Below are 17,404 nucleotides of genomic sequence, written 5' to 3' on the forward strand. Positions count from 1 at the left end.
ATGTTGGCAAGCGTTGTTTAGTCTGCGATTTTTGGGGATTCTCGTTATGCATCGTTCTTTCCCTGCGATGGATTAGCAGGCAAAGTCTGGTTGCATTTGGCCCTGTGGTATAGGAGCAGTTAGCGCATATTGTGCCAGTACACAGTGGTAAATAAATTTACTGTTATGCATAACAGATTGGGGCATTTCTGATGAAGGATAGTGCCTGCTGTACCGATGCAGCAGTGCACAACGTCGCCTTTGGCTAGATGCTATTAACGTCTTTTCGCGTCACTAACACCGCAAGGGTGGACAGGGCCTTCATCGCTGTTTCATCCCAGCGGCAGGCACAGGAAAGACGAACAAAATTTTGGTATTTCCGGTTTGCTGAGAAGATGGGGCCCGGCGCGATACTGATCCCACGGGCCATGGCTTGTTGGGCCAGTTCGAGGCTGTTGACGTCTTTGGGAAGCTCCACCCAGATGACAAACCCGCCCTCGGGTCGTGTAATGCGGGTGCCTTCGGGGAACAGCGCCATGACGGTGCCGGACATACGGGAAACGGCGAGGGCATAGTCGTTTTTCACCTTGCGCAAATGGCGTTCGTACTGGCCGCCCTCCAGCAGTGAGGCGACAGCGAGCTGGGGCATCGTGGGTGTGGCAAGGTTCAACACATATTTCATGTACTCCACCTGTTGCTGGTGACGTCCTGGTGCGATCCAGCCGATACGCAATCCTGGCGCCAGCGTTTTGGAAAACGAGCCGCAATACAGCACATCCCCGGTTGGCGATAGCCCCTTGCAGATGGACGGTCTCCCGGTACTGAACCCGAGGTCGCCATAGACATCATCTTCCACCAGGGGAATGTTATGGCTCGCCAGCAACTCCACCAACCTGGCCTTGTGGTCGTCCGGCATGCAGCTTCCCAGGGGGTTGCTGAAGTTGGGTGTCACCGCGCAGGCCTTGATGGGCCACTGTTCCAAGGCAAGCTCAAGGGCCTCCAGGGAAATACCGGTACGTGGATGGGTGGGAATTTCCAGGGCTTTCAGGCCGAGGTTGTCGATGACCTGAAGCAGCCCGTAGAAGGTCGGTGATTCAACGGCCACCACGTCGCCGGGCTTGGTGACCGCCCGCAGCGCCAGAGAGAGGGCTTCCTGGCAGCCATTGGTGATGACGATCTCGTCGGGGTGGACGGGGCAGCCCGCCTCCACCATGCGCCGGGCAATCTGTCGGCGCAAGGCGGGCAGGCCGGGAGGAAATTCGTAGGCGGCAACATTGTCCCGGTGGAACCTGGCGGCCTGGGTGATGGCCCGTTCAATGGCGCGAACCGGCAGGAACGAGGCGTCGGGTACCGCAGCTCCCAGCTGTATCACCGACGGGTCATGGGATGCCTTGCCCATATTGAGCACCAAGGCCTGCCCGTTGACAGGCACAGGCTTGTTGGGTGGTCTGGATGTCAACGGCTCCGGGGCCAGTGGCTGGGATTTTTCCCGCAGGTAATACCCGGAGCGGTTGCGCGCTTCGATCAGGCCGGCATCCTCCAAGTGACGGTAGGCGGTGATGACCGTCGCGATGCTGACGTTACGTTGCTTGCTGAGGGTGCGCACCCCCGGGAGTTTGTCGCCCGGTTGGTAGACGCCCCGCTCAATACCTGCCTTTAGCTCATCGGCGACCTGTTGATACAGTGTTTCCATTTGTGGGCTTTCCAATAGAGTTTAACCTGTACAGTTTGAACCTGTTTTTATCGGTACAGATTTTTTAAAAGTGAATCTGTAACGGATCAATATAATTGTTTTGAAACTGTACCGAAAAGTAAGGGGTGTTTACAGTGACTTTTAAGAATTTCCCGACGGTTTCACTGGAGTTCATATGCCCTGTCCCCTTTACATTGTCGATGCGTTTACTAGTGGCCCGTTCACGGGCAATCCTGCCGCTGTTTGCATTCTGACCGGCAGGGAGTCTCCCCAGTGGATGCAAAATGTGGCCGCCGAGATGAATCTATCTGAAACGGCATTTACCTGGCATTTGCAAACCAATGAATGGGTGCTGCGCTGGTTTACGCCCGGTTGCGAAGTCAATCTTTGTGGGCATGCGACCCTGGCCACTGCCCATGTGCTTTGGCAGCGTGGGGTTGGCCGTGACATGATTGATTTTCGTACCCGCAGTGGTCTGCTCTCGGCTACTCGCAAGGAGCATGTCATCAGGTTGGAACTGCCTGCGGATTTACCCGTGGAGCTTCCCCCGCACATGCAGGACAGCATCGCAGGCCTTCTGGGTGTTCAAGCGGAATGGATTGGCCGGGGTGGTGAAGATGTGCTTGTCGTGTTCAAGCAGGCTAATGATGTGCGGGAGCTGCAGCCTGACTTGGTCTTACTGAAAACATTACCTTTTCGGGGCCTGATTGTCACGGCGCCGGGGGATGAGGATGGCGTGGATTGCGTTTCCCGGTTCTTTGCCCCCGCCGCCGGCATCCCGGAAGACCCGGTAACAGGATCGGCCCACTGCCTGCTGGCAGTGTATTGGGGGCAGCGTCTCGGGCGTACTATATTACGGGGTTACCAGGCATCGACCCGCACCGGAATCGTGGTTATGGAACTGTCGGGTTCCAGGGTGATATTGAGCGGCTTGGCGAAGACAGTATTGACGGGCGAATTCAATGGTTGATTGGCGCAACGTTTGTTCATTTTCAAGGAGGTTTAGGTAATCATGGCAAAGACTATTCAGGTCTGGTTTGATTTTGCCAGCACCTACAGCTATCCGGCGGCGCTGCGGGCCACGCAATTGGCAACGGCAAACCACATTTCGCTGCACTGGCGGCCCTTTATGCTGGGCGTGATTCTCAAGCAACAGGGCTGGAACGACTCGCCTTTCAATCTCTACCCCCCGAAAGGGCGATACATGTGGCGGGATATGGAAAGGTTGTGCGCAGCACAGGGCATCCCCTTTCATAAGCCCACGCAGTTCCCCCGTAACGGCTTGTTGGCAGGCCGCATAGCCTGCCTTAAACAGACCGCCCCATGGATAACCGCGTTTATCCAAGCGGTTTGCCGGGCCAACTTCGTTCATGATCAGGATATCGCGGATACCACAGTCATCGGTGAAATCCTCCACCAACTGAATGTGGATAGCGAGGGCGTTATTGCTCATGCTCTTTCGGAGGAGAGTAAGCAAAAGTTCAGGGACCAGACTGGTCAGGCTGTGGAGCTGGGCATTTTCGGGTCACCCACCTTTATGATCGGCGATGAAATGTTCTGGGGTGGCGACCGACTGGCGGAGGCCATCGACTTTGCCATGCGACGATACCCCTGATTATGATCTTTGCGGTGTAATACCCGATAACGTTTCTTGATGGGAGTGAGCACCGATGAAACTGTCTGCAACTGATTTTGTGCAAATGAAAGGTTCGAGGCCAATTACCATGCTGACGGCCTATACCTGCCCGGTGGCGAGGGAGCTTGAGGCGGCAGGCATCCCCATTATTTTGGTGGGTGATACCGTGGGCATGGTGGAAATGGGGTTTGACAGTACCCGCGAGGTGACCGTGGAGCATATGATTTACCACATAGGTGCTGTGCGCCGGGGTGCACCCAATACTCATATTATTGGCGATCTGCCCTTCGAGTCGGACAAAACACCTGAGCTGGCATTGGCTAACGCGAAACGACTGCTGGCTGCTGGTGCGGACAGCATCAAGTTGGAAGGCCCCAAGACCGACATTATTTCGTATCTGGTGGAGGAGGGTATTGCGGTGGTGGGACATACCGGCCTGTTGCCACAAACCGCCAATAGCTTTGCCAAAGTGGGGCGAAACGCCGAGGAAGCGCTACGGATTCAAAAGGAAGCGGCTGCGATTCAGCAAGCCGGCGCCTTTATGTTGGTGGTCGAACATATTCCCCACGACCTGGCTAACAGTATTACCCAGACATTAACCATCCCGACCATCGGTATTGGCGCCGGACCGGATTGCGATGGGCAGGTGCTGGTCATAAACGATGCCTTGGGTCTTGGAAACTACTGGCCGCCTTTCTCAAAGCAATACGCTCATGTTGGCCGGGAAATCCAGAAAGTGGCCCAGCAGTTTTCCCGGGAGGTGGAATCCAGAGAATTCCCCAATAACATTATCCAGTTCGCCGGATCAATGAAGTAACTGCGGAGCCGGTTTACCGGAACCTCTTAGAAATTGAGGAATTCAAATTATCTAATTGATGTATGACTGTTACCAGAATGAGTTCTACCCGTGATTAACAAAAAGAGCTCCCTGACATTGCTCGAAATGCGTTTCGTTATCACCGGTGGTCCCGGAGCGGGAAAAAGTACCTTGCTTGAAGCACTTGCAGCCATGGGCATAATGCATATGCCAGAAGCCGGACGAGCCATTATTCAGCATCAAGTGGCCATCGTGTTCGGCGACAATTAGGATGACCGGTTGACGACAACTATCTTGGCCGGTTGGGTGTAACGTTCGGTACTTTGATTTTCCCTTGGAGAACAGCGTGCCGGGATTACATATCACCCAACGACAAGAGGAGCTGTACATGCAGCATCGACAACGTGGTATCACCCAAGAAACTGCAGCCGCGAAGGCAAATATTTCCGTCCGTTCAGGCCGTAGAATCGAGAAAGACCCAATCCACCATCCACCTGAGCGCCATTGGCGCACCCGCGAAGATCCGCTGGAGGCGGTCTGGGAGCGTGAGCTTGTGGTGTTACTCGAACGCGAGCCGAGCCTTACTGGACTGACGCTGTTGGAGTATTTGCAAGAGCACTACCCCGAGCACTACGATCAACGTGTATTGAGAACGTTGCAGCGACGGGTAAAGCAATGGCGTGCGCTGTCCGGCCCCGACAAAGAGGTGATGTTTCGCCAGCAAGCGGTGATAGGGCAGCAAGGGTTTTCCGATTTCACCCACCCCGATGACGCGGTTACCCTTGCGGGTCAGGCCTTTCCCCACTTGCTCTATCAGTTTCGTCTTGCTTATAGCGGCTGGCGCTCAGTCACAATTGTACAAGGCGGCGAAAGCTACGCAGCGTTAGCCTGTGGTTTACAGCGCGCACTGCAACAAGCAGGCGGCAGCCCGGTTGAGCATCGCACCGACAGCCTCAGTGCAGCACGCAACAATACCCAGAATATATGGACAGATGCATACCGCGATTTGTGTGATCATTATCGTATGCAGCCCACCCGCAATAACCCTGGCCAGTCGCATGAAAACGGTGTTGTAGAATGCGCCAACGGTTCGTTGAAACATCGCTTGTCACAACAGTTTAAGCTGCGTGGCAGTCACGATTTCGAGTGCATTGCGGCGTACCAATACTGGATCGACAAAACTGTAGCCAAGCTCAATCAGCGGGTTCGTTCGCGGTTTGCCGATGAACAAGCTGCACTGAGTCCACTGCCAGATCAACCTTCTGTTGACTATCAAGTTTTGTCAGTTCGGGTCACTCGCTCTGCTACGATTGAGGTTCGGCGGGTGGTTTACTCAGTACCCTCACGACTCGTCGGCGAGCGTCTGCAACTACGCTTGCACCACGACAAGCTCATGCTCTATGTCGGACAAACCTACGCGCTCACTTTGCCGCGTGTTTATCCAAAACCGGGCGAGCAGCGTGCACGCCGCATTGATTACAAACATGTGATTCGGGCTTTAGCATCCAAGCCTCAAGCCTTCCGCTACTCAAGCTTACGAGACGATTTGCTGCCTAACGAGGCATACCGGCAGTTGTGGCGATGTGCGGATCAACACTTGGAAAAACGCGAAGCGTGTAAATGGATGGTAACCGTTTTGCGCCTAGCCTTTGAATACGATTGTGAAACTGATTTGGGTGAGGGTTTACTGGCCGGTGCCTTGCTTGGCGAGTTCCCATCAATCCTCGCGATGCAAGATCGGTTCCTGAGTCACCAGACACGAGAGACTGAGACGAGGCAACCGGTACAGCATTCACTGAAGGCATACGATGAGCTGCTGTGGACCAACCCCCGCAATACGTTTGAGGCGGTGTGCTCATGAGTGACGCCGTACTGTTATTGCTTAAAGAATTGCGCCTACCGGGCTTCGCCCGGCATTACAAAACGCTGTGGCAAACGGCAGCGGATAGCGGCTGGTCTCACGCTGATTACCTGCTCGCGCTGTGCGAATATGAAATGGCGGATCGGCTCCAACGCCGTATACAAAAGTGGCGTCGAGAATCGCAGTTAACGACGACAAAAACGTTTGCCACGCTCGATAGAAAACCGTTTAGCGGTCAAAATCAGCGCAGCATCGCTAAGCTTGAGCAAGACGTAGAGTGGGCGCGCCGCAGTGACAACGTACTTTTGATTGGCCCGAGCGGCACAGGTAAAACACACCTTGCCAGCGCCTTGGGGCACGCACTAATCGAACAGGGCATTCGCTGTAAGTGCTTCCCAGCAATCGCCCTGGTACAGCATCTCCAGCAAGCCAAGCGCGATCTTGACCTCATGACCGCGATGACGCGACTGGATAAATACGCGGTCATTATCATTGACGATATTGGCTACGTGAAAAAGACGGATGCAGAAACAAATGTGCTGTTTGAATTTATCGCGCACCGATACGAAAGCGGTACGTTAATTGTGACGGCCAACCAACCCTTTAGCGCTTGGGACAGTATATTCACAGACGGAATGATGACCGTTGCCGCCATTGACCGCTTGATTCATCATGCCACCATCATTGAACTTGAGGGCGAAAGTTATCGTAAGCAACAATATGTTGAAAAGACTAAATCAGAAGTGAAAAGAGAAACCACCTAACCGGCCATCATAGTTGTCGCCGATCGGCCAAGATAGTTGACGCCAGACACCATCGGTGGCGATGCATTGCCTTGGCTGAATAAAGAAGCCTTCGCTGAGTTAATGCTAAGCTGGGAGCTACGCTCTTGGAATGAAGCGATCGGAATTACTGGGCCGGTATTGTTCGATAGAGGCATACCCGATGTGATCGGCTATAGGCGAGTTGCCGGGCTCTCGGTGCCAAACCACCTATGGCGTGCCGCCGAGCAATTTCCGTATGAGCCGACAGTATTTGTGGCGCCGCCGTGGGGAGCTATCTTCACTGGTGACAGCGAACGCAAACAGACTTTTGCCGAGGCGTCCGCCACCTGGGAAACAATGGTTTCCACCTATAACGAATTAGGTTATACCCTTATCGAGTTACCTTGTGGCAGCATTGCTGAACGTGTAGATTTCGTGCGCAAAAACTTGGGTTACTGAGTTTAGGCACAGAACGGGAAAATGCCGCGCACCTATAGGATGCTTAATTGGGAGAGAAACCAGTGAGCTTTCAAGTTTTCACGAGAAGATAGCCCCCCGTGGCTATCATCATGGCGCCTGCTACCGCTTTTGCTTTGGTTTGAAAACGCAATCTGCCGGATAGATTCACCATCTTGCTGGCGGAAAATGCGTACAGAATCTTGACGCCACCAACAGCCAATAGGGTTATGCCAAAGATGGCGGCAATATCCACGCTACGCAGTGTAATGGGGTCAATGAACGCGGGAAAGAGACTGGCGTAGAAAAAGACCGCCTTGATATCACTCAGCGTTAATAACAATCCCGACAGGAAGCTTGCTGATGTGGTTCGCGCCACCTTTGGCGGAATGCTCGACTTCCCCTGGGGAACCCTGTGGGTGTGGTTCCTGATCAAGTTAAGGCCAAACCAAATCAGATAGCCCGCTGCCAGGTAGCGGATCACCACAAACAAAGCTCCCAACTGCTCCGACAATGCGGTCAAGCCGAGTAGTGCCATCGCCACAAAAACGAGGTCGCCGACAACGACGCCCAGGGAGGTGATAACACCCTGTTTGACACCCATCGTGGAGGCGCGTATCACCACCAGTGCGACACTGCTACTGGGAATGGCGGCGAGCAGGGTCATGATCGTTGCCAGGGTGATAATGTTATAGAAACTCACAAAGTACCTCTGCGGCTGGTCTGACTGGATTGTTTTTCCAAACGTGCAAATTGCACTTCACCTGCTGCCTGGATTTGATGTGTAGTCCTGATCATGACACCCGCCCGTGAAGTGGGTGGAAGCTACACCCACAAAATCGCCAATGACCCTTTAACCATCAGACGAAGGCTTCTTATGTAAGCCTGCAACGAGCTTGACCAGTAACTCATTTAACAACTTTTGCTCCTTCGAAGTCAGCGTTGCCAATGCTTGCTGCTCATTGGCCACATGCAGTGGCAGAATCCTGTCAATGAGTGCCAACCCGGCAGGCGTAAGTTTCACGAGGATACTGCGCCGGTCGTTAGGTGCAGGCGACCGCTCAATTAGCCCTTTGCGTTCGAGTCGGTCAAGTCGGCTGGTCATGGCGCCTGATGACAGCATCAGGCCCTCGTGCAATTCCGTGGGTGTCAAAGAATAAGGGTTGCCTGAACGTCGTAGGGTAGCAATAACATCGAATTCCCCTTGGTGCAGTTCGAACTGTGCTGCAAGTGGGAAGATCCAGTCCCGCTCCAAAAGATGGGTTGCTTCCAGCAAGCGACCTGCCAGTGCCATAACGCTTGCGTTGATGTCTGGCCGCTCCCGTTCCCACTCTTCTTCCGCACGTCTTGCTCGGTCTTTCATAATTAGCTCTGTATCAAGTTACTTGGGATGTCATCAATGATAACTCCTTGCTAATCATCAATTCATTCAATATAGTTTGATATGAAGATACTTTATGTGGAGATAGGTGTGACAAATATTCGCCAGCATCATTTGCTAGTTATCACTGCCATCGTATGCGTAGCGCTAAACTTGCGTCCTGCGCTAGCCGCTATCGGGCCACTATTGGACATGATCGAAGCGGCGACGGGGTCGTCTTACACCCAAGTCAGCCTACTGACCACATTACCGGTTCTTGTAATGGGTATTTGTGCATTGGGTGGGCGCCAAATCAACGATTGGTTAAGTGAGCGTAGAGGCATCGGTTTAGGGGTCGCACTGATACTCACAGCATGCGCGGCTCGATCCGTCTTCGTGGGAACCGGCGGCCTGCTGCTCACGGCTACTATGGCTGGCATAGGTATCGGGTTGGTTCAGACCTTGATCCCAGCGTTCGTCAAGCGTCGTTTCGCCGCGAATGCAGGGCGCGTCTTCGCTTTATACACGACCGGCATTATGGGTGGGGCGGCTATAGCCGCGGCTTCGTCAGGAGGGTTAGCCGAGCTGCTGGGATGGTCTTCGGCATTAGTTCTCTGGGCTGCACCGGCATTGATTGCCTTGCCATTATGGCTGCATGCCACGCGAAAGGGGGCGTCCCCTGAGGCTGCTGTTGCTGACACCATACGGCCCGCAAGCCGCGCCTTCTGGCGCAATTTGCGTGCATGGGAGTTGATGACCTTTTTCGGTATAGGCACAGGAGCCTATACGTTGGTGCTGGCATGGTTGCCACCGTTTTATACAAGCCTCGGCTGGCAACCGTCAAAGGCCGGCCTTCTGTTGGGCTGGCTGACACTGACCGAGGTCCTGGCAGGACTCGCCATCTCGGCCTGGGTTGGTAGGTTTTCTGATCGGCGCATACTTCTGGTTGTTGTTCTTGTCACCCTGATCGTCGGGCTGGCATGTCTGATTATTGCGCCGCTCTCTCTGGCGCTGCTTGCCAGTGTGCTATTGGGCGCGGGTATCGGTGCCCTGTTTCCGCTGTCCCTGATCCTGACATTGGATCATATCGACGAGCCGACTCAAGCAGGAATGCTGCTCGCCTTCGTCCAGGGGGGCGGGTACATCATCGCCAGCTTCATGCCACTGCTTGCCGGTGTACTGCGCGATCAGTTTGCAAACGTTGCTCATGCCTGGATCGCCATGCTCATCGGAGCCATGTTCTTGTTGCTGCTCTGCCTGCGTTTTTCGCCTGCTTCGTATGGAAAGATTAACGGATGAAAGCTGATGCACACTGGCATGTAGTGGTGCTTATCGCACTTGCTCCGGTAATCTGGGGATCGACCTATTTGGTGACTTCGCAATGGCTTCCGCCAGACCGGCCATTCACCGCGGCGCTACTGCGCGTGCTGCCAGCTGGAATACTGTTGCTTTTGCTTAGCTGGCACCGGCCTGGGCCAGCTGATCGCTGGCGTCTACTCATTCTTGGCGCGTTGAACATCGGTGTTTTCCAGGCGCTGTTATTTGTGGCTGCATATAGACTGCCGGGTGGACTGGCGGCGGTGTTGGGTGCCATACAACCGTTGTTGATTATGTTGTTGGCGTGGCTAGTAGATCGTCAGCGGCCGTTGCCGATAATGTTGATTGCCTGTGTGCTTGGCGTAGTGGGGGTGGCAATCCTGTTGCTGTCACCGCAAATGGTCTGGGAGCCGACGGGCATCGCCGCGGCTCTGATCGGTGCAGCCTGTATGGCGACTGGCACCTGGCTGGGTCGGCGCTGGCAAATGAACATGTCAGTGTTGGCCTTGACGGGCTGGCAATTGCTACTAGGAGGCCTAATGCTCGCTCCGATAGCTTGGCTGGCTGACGCACCACTCCCTAAACTGACGGTCTTGCAGGTGGCTGCTTACGCCTATCTATCACTCGCAGGTGTGCTGCTGGCTTATGCTCTGTGGTTCCGTGGCGTGTCACGGCTGCCCTCTGTGGCCGTGGCTTCTTTGGGTTTGCTCAGTCCGCTTGCTTGGCTGGATAGTGCTTAAACAGGCCATAACAGGTATGACGTTGGTCGGGATGATAGTCGTGTTGGTCTGTGTGCTGGCGGTACAGTGGTTTGCCAATACCTCCCCCGATAAACGGATCGATAGGTCATAGTGACGGCTCCGGCGATGAAGCGTCGATATCTGTGTTGTTTCAGGACCGTGGCCGAAGAACTTCACTCCGTCCGCGCTGCCGAATGTTTGCATATCGAGCCATAGCCTCTGTCACGCACTCTTAAAGGAGCTGGAGGAAAATCTAGGCGAAGTTGTTTGTGTGCCAGCGCAGCACGTAACTGATGCGTGCGGGTATCTGAGACCGGTCTCCAGCAGGAAATGAAACTATGAAACTGATCATCCATTGTGACAATGGGTGCAGTGTTGACTGGCTGGGGCCCATCGTAAACATCGGGATAGTTTCAGTGCTTGAACAGTGTATCGACCATGAAGTCGATAAAGACACGCAGCTTCGGTGCCAGATGTTTGCTCGACGGCCAGAGTAGCCGGAATGAGCCCTGGTGTTCGACATGCCCATCCAGCACCGAAACCAACTCTCCCCGCTCAATGGCCTTCCGCACCATAAAGTCTGGCAGGCACGCAATGCCAAGACCCGCCAAGGCCACGTCCATCAAGGCGGCAGACGTGTTGCACGTCATGCTGGCCGGCACCTCCCATTCCGGCGCTCCCTCGGCGCGCTTCAACGGCCACGGCTCTAGCTTTCCCGTGGAGGGAAACTTGTGCTGCACGCAGGCGTGATCGGCGAGATCTTCAGGAACCTTGGGCGTTCCGTTGTCTGCCAGGTAGCCGGGGGAGACGACCAGTTGTAGCCGATAGCTGCCGACCTGACGGGCCATCAAACGCGAGTCGGTGGGTTCTCCGGTGCGCATCACCACATCGAAGCCCTCCTCGATCACGTTCACCAAGCGATCCGAGAAATCCACGTCCAGTTCGATGTCCGGATAACGTCGCATAAAGGCGGTCAGCGCGGGCATGACCAGCATGCCGACCAGAGGCAGGCTGATACGCAGACGACCACGTGGCGCGTGCTGGGTTTCGGACAGTTCCAGCTCAGCCGCTTCAATTTCACACAGGATGCGTCGACAGCGCTCCAGAAACAGTGCGCCTTCGTTGGTAAGGGTAATACTGCGCGTGCTGCGATGGAGTAGGCGCACCCCCAGTCGCTCCTCCAACCGGGACACGCTCTTGCCCACTGCCGACGAGGACACGCCGAGGAGACGCCCAGCCTGGGAGAAGCTACGGGTTTCCGCCGCTTGCACGAAGAACGCGATGCTGTTGAGTGATTCCATCGTCGAACCCATTTAAGATTATTTGTCCGTTATGTTTAGAATAATAGCATTATTGTCCTGTATTGGAAGCGTCTTTAACATGGCGGACTAAATTCAATTCGTGCCGATTCCGCGCCATTTGTGAACGTGATTGGTACTCGAAAGGGCAAAATTATGACAAGTTCGACAACAACGGCGCTTGGCGGTGGCACAGATCAACGTGTAGCACGCCTTCCTATCGCATCGCTACTAGCACTAGCGCTAGCGGGTTTCGTCACCATCCTCACTGAAGCCTTACCGGCGGGTTTGCTGCCGCAAATCAGCGCTGGCCTGGGAATTGCTGAGGCGTTGGCCGGGCAGTTTGTCACCCTCTATGCCATCGGCTCACTGATGGCCGCGATTCCTTTAACGGCCGCCACGCAGGGTTTTCGCCGCCGACCGCTGTTGCTGGCAGCTCTTGCCGGCTTTGTCATCGCCAACACTGTCACGACATTTTCCAGCAGCTATGCCCTAACCTTGGTCGCTCGCTTCCTGGCGGGTGTGTCGGCCGGACTACTTTGGGCACTGCTGGCAGGCTATGCCGCACGTATGGTGCCCGAACACCAAAAAGGCCGGGCCATCGCGATTGCTATGGTGGGGACACCGTTGGCGCTGTCGCTCGGCGTTCCGGCGGGTACATTTCTTGGCAATCTGGTGGGCTGGCGGATGTGCTTTGGCATCATGAGCCTACTGGCGCTAGTGCTCATGATCTGGGTGCGAATCAAGGTGCCAGACTTCGCAGGGCAGGCGACGGATAAGCGGCTGTCGCTGGGGCATGTGTTCACCATGCCAGGGGTGCGCCCGGTGTTGCTTGTGGTGCTGGCCTTTGTCTTGTCGCACAACATCCTTTATACCTACATCGCGCCATTCTTGGCGACGGCTGGCATGGCCGAACGGACGCACTTAGTGCTGCTGGTATTCGGCGTCACGTCTCTGCTGGGAATCTGGGTCATCGGTGTTCTGATTGATCGCCATCTGCGTGTACTGACGCTTGCCAGCGTGACCTTGTTCGGGATATCTGCGTTGGCGCTCGGCATGAAGGGCGATGTGCCGTCCGTGGTGTATGCAGCGATTGCGGCTTGGGGTCTGGCCTTCGGCGGTGCGGCGACGTTGCTCCAGACCGCCATCTCCAAGACGGCAGGGGATGAGGCCGATGTCGCGCAGTCGATGCTGGTCACTGCCTGGAATATGGCAATTGCTGGCGGTGGCATCATCGGCGGAGTCCTGCTGGATCGGATCGGTGTCGGTGCGTTCTCTCCGGCGCTGTTGGTGTTGCTGATCGCAACCCTGATTATTGTATGGGATGCCAAGCACCACGGTTTTCCAGTTGTACGGAAATAAGGCACGATGGGACTTCGCCATTTGCGTTGTTTCTTGGCTGTCGCCGAAGGTCCTCACTTCGCCCGCATAGAAGAGCGCCCGATACCCATATAATTGGCGATCTGCCCTTCGAGTCGGACCGGACTCCTGAGCAGACATTGGCTAACGCGAGACGACTTCTGGGCACGGATGCGGATGGCATCGAGCTGGAAGGGACCAAGACCGATGTTATTGCGCATCTGGTGAAGAAAGGTCTTGCTGTGGTGGGCATTCCGGCCTGTTGCCACAAACCCCCAATAGCTTTGCCAAGGTTGGGCACAATGCTGGGGAGGTGCTTCGGATTCAAAAGCAAGCAGCTGCGATTCAGGAAGCCGACGCCTTTATGTTGGTGATCGAACATGTTCCCCACGACTTGGCTAACAGTATTACCCCGACATTGACCATCCCGACCATCGGCATTGGCGTCGGACCTGATTGTGACGGCCAGGTGCTGGTTATAAACGATGCCTTGGGTCTTGGAGGTTACTGGCCGCCATTCGCAAAACAATACGCTCATATTGGGCGGGAAATCCAGAAGGTGGCCCAGCGGTTTTCACGGGAGGTGGAATCCAGGGGATTCCCCAACAATATTATCCAATTCGCTGGATCAAAAAATAATTGCAGAGTCGGATCAGCAGAACTGCTTCGGAACTGAAGCAGGCCCTAGCACACCAAGGAAATTTCCAATGGGAGTTGAAATGACCTTGTTGTACTAGGGTCATAGCCCCTTACGACATCGGAATGCGCTGACTAGATATTACTCAACAGTATTTCCAATGCCTTAATTTCATCTTCATTGGCTTCTAGCAATGGTTTTCTTGGTGAGCCGGCATCAATTCCGTTTAGGGCTAACCCGGCTTTAACCATTTTAGGAAGGCCGCCAGAAACAATAAATCTCAACAGGGGTAGTTGCCGATAGAAAAGATTTCTGGCAACTGACAGCTCTTTGTTGATGACGCTCTCATACAGTTGTTTGGGGAGTGCGCCAATAAGATTGGGAGCCGCCGTGCACCAGCCGCTGGCACCTGCGCACAAAGCCTCTAGAGCTAGTGGGTTGCAGCCATTAAAGAATGGTAGCTGGCCACTGGTTAGTTCGAAGATCTTATGCATGCGTTGGATATCACCGGAGCTTTCCTTAACCATGGTCACATTAGGAATTTCCTTAAACATCGTGACTATAAGTTCTGGCGCCATATCGACACCGCTGGTCGCAGGATTGTTGTAGATCATGATGGGTAATGTTGTGCTCTCCGCGATGGTTCGATAGTAAGATTGGATTTCTTGATCGCTGAGCTTCCAGTAGGAGACGGGTATAACCATTATTACATCAGCGTCAATGCTCTCAGCGAACATAGCTTTTTCAGTCGCGAGTTGAGTTGTTAATTCAGAAATACCGACAACGACAGGGACTCGTTTGGCCACTTTTTCTACCGAAAATTTAGCAACTTGCCGCCATTCGTCTTGGCTGAGATAAGCACTTTCGCCTGTGCTGCCGAGTGGCGCGATGGCATCGCTGCCATTATCGATCAATAATTCTATCGTTTTACCGAGGGTATGAAAGTCTATGTCTCTGCCATCGTTGGTGAAGGGAGTAATTGGGTAGGCGATTATGCCGGATAGGGTCATGACGTGCTCCTTAAATACAGTCGGGGTGGGTTTTCAGTGATTTTCTGGCGTAGTAAGAAAAATTTACTTTGTTGCGCTTTTCTGTTGAGACCCAGTCGTGAGCCTCTTTTGCAAGATGTTCTGGCAGTGGCTGAATTTGTCCGGCCGACATCGCCAACAACTGCAGGCGCGCCGCTCGCTCTATTAAAATGGCTAGATTGCATGCCTCTTCGATGCTCTTACCTGCTACCAGTTGTCCATGATGCGCAAGTAGTACGGCCCGCTTTGACCCGAGTGCTTCAGAAATAATGACGCCTTCCTCATTACCTACGGGAACGCCCGGCCATTCAGCGAGAAACGCGCAGTCTTGATAAAGGCTGCAGGTATCCATTTGTGCAACTGTTAGTGGCACTCCTAACATCGCTAGAGCGGCAACATGGGTAGGGTGGGTGTGAATAATGCAATTCACTTGAGGGTGCTTTTTGTAAATCCATGTATGAAATCGGTTGGCCGGATTTGCCATGCCAGCTGCATCAATGGGCTTAAGATCTTCATTGACTTCGATCAGGTTGTCGGCGCTGATTTCATCGAAACCCAAGCCGAAACGTTGGGTAAGGAAAGTATTACGTTTTTCTGTTCTACAGGTGATCTGTCCGGCGAGACCAGCATCGTGTCCATGGTCGAATAATATTCGGCATGTCAGCGCGACCTTTTGTTTGTCATCGAGTGACAAGTCCGGAATAAACCGTTCCATATTCACTTCAGCATCTTGCATCAGCTGGTCTTTTTTGTGTGAGGCTGTCTTCATTGAGCGTTCTCCTTTTACAGTTGCCTTTACAAAACGTTGGCTGCAGAATACCGCCAGTCTGGACCCTAAGTAATGTCCAGATTTTATAATTATGATGGTCCAGTTGGTTGGGTGGGGAAAATGCTTAGGCCTTGGCAAACGCGATTGTGGTTGGAAGATGGTGTCGGTACGTCTCTGCACGACAAGCTCATCAATAAATTCACAGACGACATACAAAATGGCCGGCTGCAACCGGGTATGCTGATGCCCGGTTCGCGTACGCTTGCCTCGGACCTTGGTATAAACAGAAAAACTGTACAGCTCGTTTATGAGGAGCTGGAGGCGCAGGGTTGGTTGGTGTCAGTGCAGAGGCGTGGAACCTTTGTTGCCGACGTGCTCCCTGAGCAGAAAATATCTGCCAAGAATCTTCAGCTTTTGGACTTTGCGAAGAAAACGCGTGCGCCCGGTCGATTGATTTCCAGTCTGTATAAAGATGCCTTATTCGAGGGTAATGAGGTTGCCACTGTTAATGATGGAATACCCGATGTCCGGCTCATTCCGTATGAGCTATTAGGTAGGGCTTATCGTCGAGCGTTGATTAGTTCCATTCGACAACAGAGTTTGGGTTACGGTGATCCTAGGGGAACTCCCGAACTTCGTGCTGCGGTTCGCGAGATGCTGAGAATCGAACGTTTTATGGCTGTCCCGGAAGCGCAAATTTGTACGGTGCGCGGCAGTCAAATGGGGATATTTCTGGCGGCGCGTGTCCTAAACCCTAAGCAAGGAGTGGTTGTGCTGGAGGAACTGAGTTACCCACCAGCACAGGCAGCGTTTGAATCCTGTGGCTTTCAAGTTGTGCGCTGCAAACTTGACCATCAAGGATTGGATACGAAGGACTTAAAGCGTATTCTTAAACGCCATAGCGCGTCAGCGCTTTATACGACCCCCCATCACCAGTACCCAACAACGGTATGCATGTCTATGGAACGCAGGCTCGCGCTTCTGGAGTTATCTGCTGAACATCAATTTGCTGTCATTGAGGATGATTACGATCATGAATTTCATTATGAAAGCAGACCGATTCCGCCATTGGCTAGCTTGCCGAATTCGGGCAATGTTATCCACATAGGTTCTCTGTCCAAAGTTTTCGCACCAGGGCTGAGACTTGGTTATATGGTTGCAGACAACTATTTTATTGATCGCGCTGCGCAGGAAATTCTCTTGATTGACCGCCAGGGCAATTCAGTCACGGAAATTGCCCTGGCGGAGTTGATGCAGTCAGGAGGGGTTAAGAAACATATCCGAAAAACCCGCCAGTTATATCGAGCCCGAAGGGACTTTTCCGTGCAAGAGTTTCGACGCGTATTTGGTGACCAGGTTGAATTTGAGATACCTGCCGGAGGCTTGGCTTTATGGATTGGCTTGGCTAAGGGTTTGTATGAGCGAAGTATTCAGGGGCTGAATAAAAAAGATTTTTACACGGATACTCACTTTGGAAGTCATTCTGGGAAAACCTCTTACATTCGCTTTGGTTTTGGTGCGTTGACAGAAGCTGAGATTACGGCTGCAATCAACCAATTCGCATCGCTGTTGGGTGTTAGAAAATAAAGGAGGCGAGTATTTGGTCGCTTACTACGAAGCGTAGATTATTGTGGGCGAACAGAACTGTATTGCCGTTGTGATAATTTCCTTTGATTTTTGGAGTGATCGG

General features: G+C 53.6%; 17 protein-coding genes and 1 pseudogene. 12 read left to right on the forward strand and 6 right to left on the reverse strand.

Going from position 1 to position 17,404, the window contains the following annotated elements:
* Positions 1 to 244: 244 nt before the first annotated feature.
* On the reverse strand, positions 245 to 1,672 hold the full coding sequence (locus tag BW941_RS15360; RefSeq protein ID WP_076517563.1) for an aminotransferase-like domain-containing protein: 1,428 nt from the start codon (positions 1,670 to 1,672) through the stop codon (positions 245 to 247).
* Positions 1,673 to 1,847: 175 nt separating this feature from the next.
* Between BW941_RS15360 and BW941_RS15365 the strand changes: the two genes are divergently transcribed.
* The 7 genes from BW941_RS15365 to BW941_RS15395 all read left to right on the forward strand — a co-directional run bounded on the left by BW941_RS15365 (position 1,848) and on the right by BW941_RS15395 (position 7,209).
* On the forward strand, positions 1,848 to 2,642 hold the full coding sequence (locus tag BW941_RS15365) for a PhzF family phenazine biosynthesis protein (RefSeq protein ID WP_076517565.1): 795 nt from the start codon (positions 1,848 to 1,850) through the stop codon (positions 2,640 to 2,642).
* Positions 2,643 to 2,684: 42 nt separating this feature from the next.
* The gene (locus BW941_RS15370) at positions 2,685 to 3,287 is read left to right on the forward strand and encodes a 2-hydroxychromene-2-carboxylate isomerase (RefSeq protein WP_076517567.1); all 603 of its coding nucleotides are present in this window, start codon (positions 2,685 to 2,687) and stop codon (positions 3,285 to 3,287) included.
* Between the two features lie 55 nt (positions 3,288 to 3,342).
* Complete coding sequence (panB, locus tag BW941_RS15375) at positions 3,343 to 4,125, forward strand: 3-methyl-2-oxobutanoate hydroxymethyltransferase (RefSeq protein WP_076517569.1); 783 nt, start codon at positions 3,343 to 3,345, stop codon at positions 4,123 to 4,125.
* Positions 4,126 to 4,215: 90 nt separating this feature from the next.
* Positions 4,216 to 4,395, forward strand: coding sequence for an AAA family ATPase (locus tag BW941_RS15380; RefSeq protein WP_217693612.1), 180 nt, complete (start codon positions 4,216 to 4,218; stop codon positions 4,393 to 4,395).
* 118 nt (positions 4,396 to 4,513) lie between these two features.
* The gene (gene istA / locus BW941_RS15385; RefSeq protein WP_076517570.1) at positions 4,514 to 5,986 is read left to right on the forward strand and encodes an IS21 family transposase; all 1,473 of its coding nucleotides are present in this window, start codon (positions 4,514 to 4,516) and stop codon (positions 5,984 to 5,986) included.
* Positions 5,983 to 6,750 carry an IS21-like element helper ATPase IstB gene (gene istB, locus BW941_RS15390; RefSeq protein ID WP_076517572.1) on the forward strand — a complete coding sequence of 256 codons (768 nt, stop codon included), beginning with the start codon at positions 5,983 to 5,985 and terminating at the stop codon, positions 6,748 to 6,750. Before istA ends, istB begins: the two co-directional genes overlap by 4 nt.
* Before the next feature lie 36 nt (positions 6,751 to 6,786).
* Entirely contained in the window at positions 6,787 to 7,209 is a 423-nt protein-coding gene (locus tag BW941_RS15395; RefSeq protein WP_084189050.1) for an AAA family ATPase, read from the forward strand.
* Positions 7,210 to 7,279: 70 nt separating this feature from the next.
* On the opposite strand, the gene BW941_RS15400 is transcribed toward BW941_RS15395, so the two are convergent.
* Both BW941_RS15400 and BW941_RS15405 read right to left on the reverse strand, forming a co-directional pair.
* A complete protein-coding gene (locus BW941_RS15400) occupies positions 7,280 to 7,909 on the reverse strand; it encodes a LysE family translocator (RefSeq protein WP_245820111.1) in 630 nt (209 codons plus the stop codon).
* A 150-nt stretch (positions 7,910 to 8,059) separates the two neighbouring features.
* Positions 8,060 to 8,569 (reverse strand): MarR family winged helix-turn-helix transcriptional regulator, encoded by a 510-nt coding sequence (locus BW941_RS15405; RefSeq protein ID WP_076517574.1) that lies wholly within the window; start codon positions 8,567 to 8,569, stop codon positions 8,060 to 8,062.
* A gap of 171 nt (positions 8,570 to 8,740) precedes the next feature.
* On the opposite strand from BW941_RS15405, the gene BW941_RS15410 reads away from it, so the two are divergent.
* Together BW941_RS15410 and BW941_RS15415 are read left to right on the forward strand one after the other, a co-directional pair.
* Entirely contained in the window at positions 8,741 to 9,865 is a 1,125-nt protein-coding gene (locus BW941_RS15410) for an MFS transporter (RefSeq protein ID WP_245820112.1), read from the forward strand.
* Entirely contained in the window at positions 9,862 to 10,623 is a 762-nt protein-coding gene (locus BW941_RS15415) for an EamA family transporter (RefSeq protein WP_217693613.1), read from the forward strand. The genes BW941_RS15410 and BW941_RS15415 overlap by 4 nt, the downstream gene beginning before the upstream one ends.
* A gap of 413 nt (positions 10,624 to 11,036) precedes the next feature.
* Here BW941_RS15415 and BW941_RS15420 read toward each other — a convergent pair whose 3' ends face one another.
* On the reverse strand, positions 11,037 to 11,936 hold the full coding sequence (locus BW941_RS15420) for a LysR family transcriptional regulator (RefSeq protein WP_245820114.1): 900 nt from the start codon (positions 11,934 to 11,936) through the stop codon (positions 11,037 to 11,039).
* A 108-nt stretch (positions 11,937 to 12,044) separates the two neighbouring features.
* On the opposite strand from BW941_RS15420, the gene BW941_RS15425 reads away from it, so the two are divergent.
* Positions 12,045 to 13,283 carry an MFS transporter gene (locus tag BW941_RS15425; RefSeq protein ID WP_245820115.1) on the forward strand — a complete coding sequence of 413 codons (1,239 nt, stop codon included), beginning with the start codon at positions 12,045 to 12,047 and terminating at the stop codon, positions 13,281 to 13,283.
* A pseudogene (locus tag BW941_RS17685) lies at positions 13,241 to 13,956 on the forward strand (3-methyl-2-oxobutanoate hydroxymethyltransferase). Before BW941_RS15425 ends, BW941_RS17685 begins: the two are co-directional and overlap by 43 nt.
* Before the next feature lie 95 nt (positions 13,957 to 14,051).
* Here BW941_RS17685 and BW941_RS15440 read toward each other — a convergent pair.
* The gene (locus BW941_RS15440; RefSeq protein ID WP_076517583.1) at positions 14,052 to 14,927 is read right to left on the reverse strand and encodes a dihydrodipicolinate synthase family protein; all 876 of its coding nucleotides are present in this window, start codon (positions 14,925 to 14,927) and stop codon (positions 14,052 to 14,054) included.
* Positions 14,928 to 14,937: 10 nt separating this feature from the next.
* Positions 14,938 to 15,714 (reverse strand): aldolase, encoded by a 777-nt coding sequence (locus BW941_RS15445; protein WP_076517585.1) that lies wholly within the window; start codon positions 15,712 to 15,714, stop codon positions 14,938 to 14,940.
* Between the two features lie 72 nt (positions 15,715 to 15,786).
* Between BW941_RS15445 and pdxR the strand changes: the two genes are divergently transcribed.
* Entirely contained in the window at positions 15,787 to 17,301 is a 1,515-nt protein-coding gene (gene pdxR / locus BW941_RS15450; RefSeq protein ID WP_245820116.1) for a MocR-like pyridoxine biosynthesis transcription factor PdxR, read from the forward strand.
* The last annotated feature ends 103 nt before the right edge of the window (positions 17,302 to 17,404 follow it).

The sequence above is a fragment of the Thalassolituus maritimus genome, from assembly GCF_900156675.1.
In the GTDB taxonomy this organism is placed as follows: Bacteria; Pseudomonadota; Gammaproteobacteria; order Pseudomonadales; family Oceanobacteraceae; genus Thalassolituus; species Thalassolituus maritimus.